Here is a 9,643-nt window from a genome sequence, read left to right as displayed (position 1 = left end):
ACCGCCAGCAATGCCCACGATTGCCTACAGTGGTTAATCGACCAAGGCGTACCCTTTGATATGGAGTTTGATAGCAAAGGAAAAGAGCGTTTTCACTTAACACGTGAAGGTGGTCACAGCCATCGCCGTATATTGCATGCAGCCGATGCAACAGGCAAAGCGGTGCAAACAACACTTATCAGCCAAGTTAAAATTCATAAAAATATAACGCTTTTAGAGCAATACAACGCCATAGATTTAATCACAGATAAAAGCGCCGGAAAAACAGGCTCACACATTGAAGGCATGTATGTGTGGAACAAAAAAGCTAAAAAGGTAGAAACCATTTCAGCTAAATTTGTTGCTCTTGCAACCGGTGGTGCAAGTAAAGTGTATTTATATACATCCAATCCAGACGTATCAAGTGGTGATGGTATTGCAATGGCTTGGCGTGCAGGTTGTAAAGTTGCCAACATGGAATTTAATCAATTTCATCCAACAAGCCTTTATCATCCAGAGCTACAAAACTTTTTAATTACCGAAGCCATGCGCGGTGAAGGGGCTTATTTAAAGCGCCCTGATGGAACTCGGTTTATGAAAGACTTTGATAGCCGTGAAGAGCTTGCTCCACGCGATATAGTGGCACGCGCAATCGATTTTGAAATGAAGCGCTTAGGCGCCAATTGTGTTTATTTAGATATTAGCCACAAAGATAAAGACTTTATTATTGAGCACTTTCCTACTATTTACGCAAAATGCTTAAGTGTAGGCCTCGATATAACGAAAGAAGCAATCCCAGTTGTGCCTGCTGCGCATTACACCTGTGGTGGTGTAATGACTGACTTTAACGGCAAAACAGATCTCGATAATTTATATGCTGTAGGTGAAGTTGCTTACACAGGCTTACATGGTGCAAACCGTATGGCAAGTAATTCACTATTAGAGTGCATTGTATTTGCCCACGCTGCAGCTAAAGATATTTTAAGTAAAATTGAACATGCACCAGAGCCGATAGCGCTTCCTCATTGGGATGAGAGCCGTGTTAGTAACTCAGATGAAGAAATTGTTATTACCCATAACTGGCATGAACTACGTTTATTTATGTGGGATTATGTAGGTATTGTACGCTCTACTAAACGCTTAGAACGAGCACTGCATAGAGTTGAGTTGCTACAGCAAGAAATACACGATTACTATGCAAACTTTAGAGTAAGTAACAACTTACTTGAGCTTCGTAATTTAGTGCAAGTATCAGAGCTAATTATTAGAAGTGCTATGGAGCGAAAAGAAAGCAGAGGCTTGCATTACACTATTGATTACCCTGAACAAAGTGAAAACCCAACGCCGACTATTTTGACTCCAAAACGCAATTAATTGCGCCGACAGTGGCACGTTTTAGACGCGCATAACTTTGCTCATTAACGCCATTGGCTGAAATTATAAGCCAATGGTTGTTACTAAAACCTTTAATATGAAGCCATATATTATTACCATAAAATCGGCTTTTGTTACTTATTTCACCCTGAATTTTTAAGCTCTCGCCCTCAAATCTAAATAACTTTGGTTCTAATATTATAATTCCCTCATTTGGGTGAATTGCTAATACTTTGCGCCACATTATCAAGCCAGCTAGTGCATTTAGTATTAAACAAAAAAGCATGGCTAATAGTGAATCTAAAAATAAACATAATATAAAACTGAGCATACAAAAAAAGACCACAATTGGTTTGTGGTCAGCTTTATTATTTGTAACCGTAAACCTATACACGAACTCGGTCTAAGATCAGCGAAACCATACCGTTTAACTGCTCGTCTTTACATTCTTCATGACCCATAAACCATGCAAATAAGTCAGGGTCTTCTTCTGTTAGCAAACGCTGAAAGATAGCCTGTTGCTCTGCGCTCAAAGAGTCGTATGCTTCTTCTACAAACGGCATAAACAAAACATCTAGCTCTAACATGCCACGACGACAAGCCCAACGAATACGTGCTTTACTATGAATTTCAACCATTTTAAACCTCATACTTAATTGACTCGAGTTTAACAAACACAAGCCTATTTAGCAGCTATTAATCTCTCATTAAATAATAAACCCGCACCAATAAGCGCTTGTCTGTACCATACGTAACAACTGCGTTATTATGTCACTTCATTTATATTGCAAAGAAGGTTTTTATGTCGAGCGTTTATGCATGTCCGTTATCTCATCAACTTATTAGCCTCTGCGGTGCTGATAAATTATCTTATTTGCACGGACAAATCACTCAAGATCTAAATAAATTAACCAGCAGTAATTATTTGTGGGCTGGCCATTGCAGCGCCAAAGGTAAACTTTGGGGTGTATTTAAATTATTTTCTTACCAAGATAGCTACTACCTTGCGGGTAGCCAAGCTGAAGTTGAAAAATCATTAGCTGAACTTAAAAAATACGCTGTATTTGCAAAAGTTGATATTACTGAATGCTCAAAGCGTTTAATTGGTTTAATTGGTGATGATTTATCGGATGTACTGGCACAACTTGATATTAGCTTTGAAGGCGATGCAAGCGCGTGTGATTTTACGAATGGTAAAGCGCTAAAATTAGCTGATAACCGTGTTTTAATAATGGTTGATAACCAATTTAGCATGCCTGATAACGTATCCACACTTGATAACGAAGCCCCTTGGCAACAAGCAGCGATGCTTGCCGGTGAGCCTCAGCTAAGTGCAGATGCAATTGGCGAGTACGTTCCTCAAATGGTAAACCTACATGCTATTGGCGGTATAAGTTTCAAAAAAGGGTGTTATACAGGTCAAGAAACCGTAGCCCGTATGAAGTACCTTGGTAAAAATAAACGTGCAATGTATATCGTTTCGGGGCAAAGCGAAGGGATTCTTTCAGAGCCTGATTTAGAAACCCAATTAGGCGAAAATTGGCGCCGTGCAGGTAAACTTATCGCACAAAGTTTTGATGAGCAAACAAATAAATTAACAGGCCTCGTTGTGTTGCCAAACGATACTGATGTAACTCAGGTACTTCGTGCAAAACACACACCTCAGGTGGAGCTAAGCATTCTGCCTCTACCCTACTCTCTTGAAGATGAATAAATAGGAATGACTATGATCGTTGCGGCAAACAAAGTGGTAAAAATGCATTATTCAGTAATGGATAATGATGGCAATAGCATTGATAACTCGTTCGGTGGTGAGCCACTACACTTTATCATTGGCACAGGCTATTTAATTTCAGGCCTAGAAAATGCTTTGCTGGGCAAGCAACCAGGCGACACGCTTAGCGTAAAGGTTGAACCTGAAGATGGTTACGGCGAGCGCCACGAAAACCTAATGCAAGCAGTACCTAAATCAATGTTTGAAGGTATGGAAATTGAAGTTGGCATGCAATTTCGTGCATCAACAGATGATGGTGACCAATCAGTAATGATCATCGATATTCAAGATGAAGAAGTGATTGTAGATGGTAATAACCCACTTGCAGGTATAACACTTAACTTTGATGTAGAAATACTAGAAGTACGTGATGCTACAGAAGATGAATTAACTCACGGCCACGTACATGGCGAAGGTGGGTGTGGCCACGACCACTAATGCACTGCTAAACAGATAAAAAAAGCGCCTTAGGCGCTTTTTTTATATCATATTGTTACGCTTAACCGTTTCAGCTTTTGGCTTACTAGGCAGCGCGATAGATACGTTTTTTTCTTTTAAAGCAGCTAGTAAACCTTTTTGATCGTTTGTACCAACTCTATACAAGGTGCCATCTTTGAGCGTTAACTGTATTGCACTAAAGCCAGATACTGTATATACCCAACCATCATGAGTAATTCGCATACCAATACCGTGCCTGTAAGAGTTTTGAACTGCTTTTGCTTCTGCTACTTCGCTAAGCTCAATACTTTGCCCAGCAACGCCTGGACCAAACGCCCAGCTAATATTTTTATCATCTACTTTTACTGTTAGGCCATGGAACAAAAAGCCCACCAGCACTAAAATCCCAGTAAATATTATTAAAGGTCCATCAGCGCCTAACAAGTTCCACGCAAGCGCCACAAAACCGCCAATCCACGCTAATACAAAAAAGATAAACACCGCATACTGTTTATGCTGATACATAATATTCTCTAAATTAAATAAATACTTAAAAGCTGTATACCAATGTAGCACTCAGCTCTGAGTCAAACTTGAGTTTATCATCTTCGGGTTTTGAATTATAACGATACATGTAGGTAAATTTGAGTGATACCGCGCCAATCACTTGGCTTATCAGTGCGGTTTCCGATTTTAAGCGAGAATTAAGACCTGAAAGCGACTGCTCTATACTCACATCTTGATTAAAACGAGTACGCTTAGAGACCAAACGTTCCCACTGCATTGCAACACGTACTAAATAACCGGTTTTATCAATTTCATCTTCGCTCACATCCGAATCTTCATCGGCGACTGAACGGTATAAACCAGGTCCTATATCAATATCTACTTTGTTTTTAGAGCCTTGATATACACGCGCACCATAGCCTGTCGCCACCGTGCTTTTAAAATCAAGTCCACTAAACTCATCTTCTTCGTAATCACCGTAAATAAAAAATGAGGAGTTTTTAACACCTACTTTATAGTTACCTTGCGCTGATACAAAAATACGATTAGCAGTAACATCAGTGCCACCGCTTTCATCGTTCTCATCACGCTTATAAAGAGAGTCTATTTTAAATTGGTTACGCCACTTTTCAAAATCTTGGTATAAATTACCTTTGAGCTTAAAACTGGTCGAATTGGTGTTACCTTTACTTAGAATAAAACCAAATTCAGTATCACCGTAAAGCATATCACCTTTGTGTAACTCATGAATTTCTTCATCAGAGAGCTTGCCATATTCATGAAAATCTTCAAATGGATCAACAGCCCAACTTGGGCAGCTAATTATTAAAAAAATTAAAAATAAATACTTACGCACAACACTCTCTCTGCACACAATTATAAAAATAAGCGGTATTGCTTATTCACTTTCTTTCCATAAAATATGACAAAACGGAGCATCTTTATCACGACTAATCAAAATTTTAGCAAACAAAACATCATCATTTTCAAATTCTAAACCAACTAGCACCTGAATAAAGTGCTCTGGCTCAATCTCAAGGGCAACAAAATCTTGCCACTGATCGTCTGGCTCGTCTTCTTCGATAAAGCCTAGGTCTTCTCTGAACTCATTAAAGTCTTCAACATCTTTATCACTCAAGTTATTTGGCGCTAGCTCTAAAAAAATATCATAAGCTTGGTGAGTAGCTTCTTCTACCGTATATAAACGTGGACCCGACATATGTGCTTAACCTTAAGCTTTTAAGTTGCGCTATATTATCAAATCTCATCATCATTTTGATAAAAAAAAGCGTAAAACACTGACTTTTTTGTAACTGAGTCATGTTTTATTCAGCATACAGCTCAAACAATAAATAACAATTTAACTAACCCATTGAATATCAAGATTACTTTTTTAATTTAAGCTTAAAATAACAACGTAAAAAATTTTATTATCTCAAGTTCTAATTGTTTAGCTTTTTCTCATCTAAATCTAACCCTTTAAGACTACAGCTTTAGCAATAAATTCCATTTATTTAAAAAATACCGTCACTTTACTTAATTCTTATAACAACATAAGCTCAACTAACAGGTCAAAGGAGTGTGTAATGATAAAACTAGAAAAACAAAATGGCATTGCAACCGTCACGCTTAGCAGAGCAAAAAAACAAAACGCATTAAGCTTTGAAATGTTTGTAGAGCTAAACAAAGCCATTAAAAACATAAAAAGAGACCGCAGTATTCGTGCTGTAGTAATAAAAGGCGATGGCGAGCATTTTTGTGCAGGGCTTGATATATCAGCCGTAATGGCGGCACCATTGAATATTATAAAATTATTGCTTAAATGGTTACCTGGCAATCAAAATTTAGCGCAAAAAGTAGTATTAGGCTGGCAGTCACTGAGTGTGCCCGTTATTGCACAAATTGATGGCAACTGTTTAGGGGGAGGATTACAAATAGCGCTGGGAGCTGATTACAGGATTGTTCATATTGATGCCAAGCTTGCCATTATGGAAGCGCGTTGGGGCTTGTGCCCCGATATGGGCGCAAATGTAATGATGAGCGGTTTAGTTAAGCGTGACCAAGCACTTTGGCTTGCAAGCCACGCAAACCCAATCACAGCACAACAAGCAAATGAGCTAGGTTTAGTTACTCAGCTTACCGATGATACTCAACAAGCCACGCAAAACATGCTCAATACATTACTTGAGCGCTCACCCGATACGCTTGCTGCTATTAAACGTGTTACACAACTTAGCTATAAACCAAACCAACGAAAAATACTCGCTAAAGAAACTTTCAGCCAAATTCGCTTACTGCTAAACCCAAACACTAAAAAAGCAATTGCTAAAGCAAAAGGAAAAGCGGATATAACCTACGCAAATACAAAGCATTGGTAGACTATTGCACAATGCATAAAAGAGTTTGATTTGTTAAAGTTAAGCTCTTATCTTTTCTGTGAGCCACTTTGATGAAATATCTGCTCAGTAGCGCTATTATATTACTATGTTTAGCCTGCGCTAAACTCATTATGCACTTTATTGGTGGAAGCTTTCCTGCACCGCTACTCGCTATGGTTATTTTATTAGTTTTACTCTTATCGGGTATTGTAAAAGAGCAACATGTAAAACCATGCGCCTCCCCTATTTTAAATATTATGCCTATCTTTTTCATTCCAGCTGGCGTGGGATTTATTGAACATCTCGGCCTTATAAAATCGCACTGGGCATTTTTAGCCTCAGTTGTGGTGCTAGTCCCTATAACTACCTTGTTGCTTGTTAGCAGTGTAATTGCGTACTTTAAGGGAAGAGAAAATAATGACTGATTTTACTTTTTCCGCTATTTCAGAGCTACAACCTAATTTATGGTGGCTAAGTATTCCTTTCATTATTGTATTATTTTTAGCGCTAAGGGTCGTAAACCAAAGTATAAAAAGCAGCGTATTTAAATCGCTCACCAACCCCGTATTTTTAAGTATTAGTATTATTGCTTTATTACTCGTTAATCTAAATTTGCCTTATACGCAATTTGCCACGCACAGCAAATTACTAAGCTGGTTATTAGAGCCCGCAATTGTGGCTCTAGCGCTTCCTTTATATCAGCAGTTTACACACGTACGAAAAAATCTATTACTCATAGTCGCAACATGTAGCTTAGGCATTGTTAACGCAACCGTTGTGGCATTTTTGCTAAGCATATTATTTAACGCACCTGCACAGCTAAGTGCATCTGTTGCCGCACTCAGTGTGACGACCCCAATATCTTTAATTGTTACCGACTCGTTAGGAGGGATTAGCTCACTTGCTGCGGCTTTAGTTATTTTTATTGGTTTACTAGGCGCTTTATTTGGTTTTATGCTTTTTAAACTCATTAATATTTTTAATCACGAATCTCAAGGCGTTGCCATGGGCACAGCTTGCCATGCAATTGGGACCGCTGCTGCTATTGCTGAGCATCCAAAAGTAGGCGCTTACTCATCAGTTGCAATGGCACTAAGTGCTTTATTAACAGCGATTATAGTGCCGCTGTTATATCCATTTTTAGTCAACATTTTGCTATAGTTGGAAAAATACAACATAGCCCTAACATAGAGCGCTTTATGATCAGTTCTGAAATCGAACAGTTTGAAAAATATTACACCATGCTTACTGAGTATATGGTTACCTACAGTATGCAAATTGTTGGCGCTATTTTTATCGTCCTCATTGGTTTGTGGATAGCACAAAAGCTTGCCAAATTTGTAGCCGCGTTAATGACCCGCCATAACGTTGATATTACGCTCACTAACTTTGTCAGTAGCGTGGTAAAAGTACTGCTCATTGTAATGGTTATAATTATTGCACTTGGCAAAATAGGTATCAGCGTTACGCCATTTGTAGCAGCCATTGGTGCTGCATCTTTAGGTGCTGGTTTAGCGCTGCAAGGAATGCTTTCTAATTATGGTGCAGGCCTTGCCATTATAGCCACGCGACCTTTTGTTGTTGGTGATACTATTGAAGTTAAAAATGTAAGCGGCCAAGTTAAAACAATTGAGCTTGGCTACACTATTTTAATCAATGAAGAAAAAGTAGAAATCACCATTCCAAATAAGCACATAGTGGGTGAAATACTTCATAACTCATTTAGTTACTCATTGGTCAAAGGTGAAATAGATATAGCTTATAGTGCATGCTCTGATAACGCGATTAGCCTCATTGAAGACGTACTTAAAGCACATGAATTAGTCGCACAAAATCCGTTATCACAAGTGGGTATTGAACGCTTCGCCGATAGCGGTGTTACAATAAGCTACCGATATTGGGTGCCTACTACTAAAATTATCGAAACCAAACTGGCTATTAACGGTGGTGTTTATAAAGCAATTAATAACGCTGATATTGAAATTCCATTCCCTCAACGCGTCATTACAATTAACAAAGCCGACCTAGAAAGCTAATTTATTTTTATTTTGAGCTTGCATATCTGCAAGCTCATCCTTTACTACCCCCCTCTGCTCAGAATAAACTCAAATAGTTGTGTTATAGATTTATTTGCCATATAAATAGTGTTAATAAATATCAATACGCACTTAATTTTAATAATAAAAAAACAATAATGAGTAATGATGATGCGCAACCCCTTCTACCTAGGCGATTGGCAAGTAACACCTTCAACTAACTCAATTCAACTCACTGGTAAAGCCAAACAGTTAGAGCCCAAAGCGATGGAAGTTTTATTGCATTTGTGTCAACAAAATGGCGACATTGTAAGCAGCGATGAATTGCTCAATAAATGCTGGAAAAATACTGATATTGGCGATAATCCATTACATAAAACTATCACTCAGCTAAGAAAAGCGCTCGGTGATAAAGCCAATGAACCACATTATATTGAAACTATCCGTAAACGTGGCTACCGCATTATTGCAAAATTATCTTTTCCGTTAGCAGATCCTATCCCAAGCACTAAAAGTACATGGCAGGGAGGATCCCCTTTCTTAGGCCTGCGTGCATATAACCCAAATGATACCCACGTTTTTTTTGGCCGTACCCAATCTATAGCTACCCTGCTGGAAAGGATATCTAGCCAGGTAAATTACGGTCGTGCTTTTTGCTTAATACTTGGCCCTAGTGGTACAGGTAAATCCTCGCTTGTTAATGCTGGAATTTTACCAAAACTGCTAGATGAGCGAGGCTATAATGGCATCGGTGTTATTTCCTACACCCAGATCGACTTTGCAGATGTGCATAAAAATAGACTTTTTCTAGACTTAGCTTCTGCATTACTTGATTGGGATATAAACGACCAGCCTGTGTTTGAAGGATTAAGCGCGCAAACACTTGCAGAGCAACTAGAATTGGCAATAGATGGCGTAATTAACGCCATACAAGCTGCACTTAGTAAAGCCTCTACAAAACTTAAAACACCCCAGTTATTTTTATTTATTGACCGCTTAGAAGTACTGCTTTCTTCTCCTATATTTAGTAGCGAAACACGCAGCCATTTTTTATCGGTTATTGAACGCTTAGCAATCTCTAAAGCTGTGATTGTATTTAGTGCGTGTCGTAACGACTTTTATCCTTTAGTGGTTGAACAACCAAGTTTAATGGCAGG

Annotated in this window: 13 protein-coding genes; 8 read left to right on the top strand and 5 right to left on the bottom strand. The window is 38.6% G+C overall.

Features of this window, described 5'->3' with window-relative positions; translation table 11 throughout:
• Positions 1 to 1,353 (top strand): L-aspartate oxidase (nadB, locus tag L652_RS0120210; RefSeq protein ID WP_024603618.1); only part of this gene is annotated, 1,353 nt, incomplete at its 5' end.
• On the opposite strand, the gene L652_RS1000000125555 is transcribed toward nadB, so the two are convergent.
• The gene (locus L652_RS1000000125555; RefSeq protein ID WP_024597157.1) at positions 1,328 to 1,684 is read right to left on the bottom strand and encodes a hypothetical protein; all 357 of its coding nucleotides are present in this window, start codon (positions 1,682 to 1,684) and stop codon (positions 1,328 to 1,330) included. The genes nadB and L652_RS1000000125555 overlap by 26 nt on opposite strands.
• 55 nt (positions 1,685 to 1,739) lie before the next feature.
• Positions 1,740 to 1,991: a succinate dehydrogenase assembly factor 2 gene (locus L652_RS0120200; RefSeq protein WP_002958724.1), complete on the bottom strand. Its 252-nt coding sequence runs from the start codon at positions 1,989 to 1,991 to the stop codon at positions 1,740 to 1,742.
• Between the two features lie 164 nt (positions 1,992 to 2,155).
• Between L652_RS0120200 and L652_RS0120195 the strand changes: the two genes are divergently transcribed.
• Both L652_RS0120195 and L652_RS0120190 read left to right on the top strand, forming a co-directional pair.
• Complete coding sequence (locus L652_RS0120195; RefSeq protein WP_002958725.1) at positions 2,156 to 3,067, top strand: folate-binding protein YgfZ; 912 nt, start codon at positions 2,156 to 2,158, stop codon at positions 3,065 to 3,067.
• Between the two features lie 12 nt (positions 3,068 to 3,079).
• A complete protein-coding gene (locus tag L652_RS0120190; RefSeq protein ID WP_024597158.1) occupies positions 3,080 to 3,565 on the top strand; it encodes a peptidylprolyl isomerase in 486 nt (161 codons plus the stop codon).
• A 42-nt stretch (positions 3,566 to 3,607) separates the two neighbouring features.
• Here the strand turns inward: L652_RS0120190 and L652_RS0120185 are convergent, their stop codons facing one another.
• The 3 genes from L652_RS0120185 to L652_RS0120175 are packed head-to-tail and all read right to left on the bottom strand — an operon-like array spanning position 3,608 to position 5,291.
• Entirely contained in the window at positions 3,608 to 4,090 is a 483-nt protein-coding gene (locus L652_RS0120185; protein WP_002958727.1) for a hypothetical protein, read from the bottom strand.
• A 25-nt stretch (positions 4,091 to 4,115) separates the two neighbouring features.
• Positions 4,116 to 4,928 carry a DUF481 domain-containing protein gene (locus L652_RS0120180; RefSeq protein WP_024597159.1) on the bottom strand — a complete coding sequence of 271 codons (813 nt, stop codon included), beginning with the start codon at positions 4,926 to 4,928 and terminating at the stop codon, positions 4,116 to 4,118.
• A 42-nt stretch (positions 4,929 to 4,970) separates the two neighbouring features.
• Positions 4,971 to 5,291 carry an HI1450 family dsDNA-mimic protein gene (locus L652_RS0120175; protein WP_002958729.1) on the bottom strand — a complete coding sequence of 107 codons (321 nt, stop codon included), beginning with the start codon at positions 5,289 to 5,291 and terminating at the stop codon, positions 4,971 to 4,973.
• A gap of 367 nt (positions 5,292 to 5,658) precedes the next feature.
• Between L652_RS0120175 and L652_RS0120170 the strand changes: the two genes are divergently transcribed.
• The 5 genes from L652_RS0120170 to L652_RS0120150 form a co-directional block, all read left to right on the top strand.
• Positions 5,659 to 6,450, top strand: coding sequence for a crotonase/enoyl-CoA hydratase family protein (locus L652_RS0120170; protein ID WP_024603617.1), 792 nt, complete (start codon positions 5,659 to 5,661; stop codon positions 6,448 to 6,450).
• Positions 6,451 to 6,521: 71 nt separating this feature from the next.
• Positions 6,522 to 6,875 carry a CidA/LrgA family protein gene (locus L652_RS0120165; RefSeq protein WP_010553207.1) on the top strand — a complete coding sequence of 118 codons (354 nt, stop codon included), beginning with the start codon at positions 6,522 to 6,524 and terminating at the stop codon, positions 6,873 to 6,875.
• Positions 6,868 to 7,611 carry an LrgB family protein gene (locus L652_RS0120160; protein ID WP_024597160.1) on the top strand — a complete coding sequence of 248 codons (744 nt, stop codon included), beginning with the start codon at positions 6,868 to 6,870 and terminating at the stop codon, positions 7,609 to 7,611. Before L652_RS0120165 ends, L652_RS0120160 begins: the two co-directional genes overlap by 8 nt.
• A gap of 38 nt (positions 7,612 to 7,649) precedes the next feature.
• Positions 7,650 to 8,486: a mechanosensitive ion channel family protein gene (locus L652_RS0120155; protein WP_002958733.1), complete on the top strand. Its 837-nt coding sequence runs from the start codon at positions 7,650 to 7,652 to the stop codon at positions 8,484 to 8,486.
• A 168-nt stretch (positions 8,487 to 8,654) separates the two neighbouring features.
• Positions 8,655 to 9,643, top strand: a 989-nt coding sequence (locus L652_RS0120150) for a winged helix-turn-helix domain-containing protein (protein WP_033013637.1), incomplete at its 3' end; no start/stop codon positions are given.

Origin of the sequence: Pseudoalteromonas sp. TB25, assembly GCF_000497995.1 — a bacterium.
GTDB classification, from domain to species: Bacteria; Pseudomonadota; Gammaproteobacteria; order Enterobacterales; family Alteromonadaceae; genus Pseudoalteromonas; species Pseudoalteromonas distincta.
Note: the sequence above shows the minus strand (reverse complement) of the source record. Positions and strands in the feature narration are given on the sequence as shown.

Excerpts from the sequence above, each read along its gene's own strand:
- L652_RS0120170 (WP_024603617.1), top strand. The coding sequence starts at position 5,659 with ATGATAAAACTAGAAAAACAAAATGGCATTGCAACCGTCACGCTTAGC.
- L652_RS0120190 (WP_024597158.1), top strand. The coding sequence starts at position 3,080 with ATGATCGTTGCGGCAAACAAAGTGGTAAAAATGCATTATTCAGTAATG.
- L652_RS0120195 (WP_002958725.1), top strand. The coding sequence starts at position 2,156 with ATGTCGAGCGTTTATGCATGTCCGTTATCTCATCAACTTATTAGCCTC.
- L652_RS0120160 (WP_024597160.1), top strand. The coding sequence starts at position 6,868 with ATGACTGATTTTACTTTTTCCGCTATTTCAGAGCTACAACCTAATTTA.
- L652_RS0120155 (WP_002958733.1), top strand. The coding sequence starts at position 7,650 with ATGATCAGTTCTGAAATCGAACAGTTTGAAAAATATTACACCATGCTT.
- L652_RS1000000125555 (WP_024597157.1), bottom strand. The coding sequence starts at position 1,684 with ATGCTCAGTTTTATATTATGTTTATTTTTAGATTCACTATTAGCCATG.
- L652_RS0120175 (WP_002958729.1), bottom strand. The coding sequence starts at position 5,291 with ATGTCGGGTCCACGTTTATATACGGTAGAAGAAGCTACTCACCAAGCT.
- L652_RS0120200 (WP_002958724.1), bottom strand. The coding sequence starts at position 1,991 with ATGGTTGAAATTCATAGTAAAGCACGTATTCGTTGGGCTTGTCGTCGT.
- L652_RS0120165 (WP_010553207.1), top strand. The coding sequence starts at position 6,522 with ATGAAATATCTGCTCAGTAGCGCTATTATATTACTATGTTTAGCCTGC.
- L652_RS0120185 (WP_002958727.1), bottom strand. The coding sequence starts at position 4,090 with ATGTATCAGCATAAACAGTATGCGGTGTTTATCTTTTTTGTATTAGCG.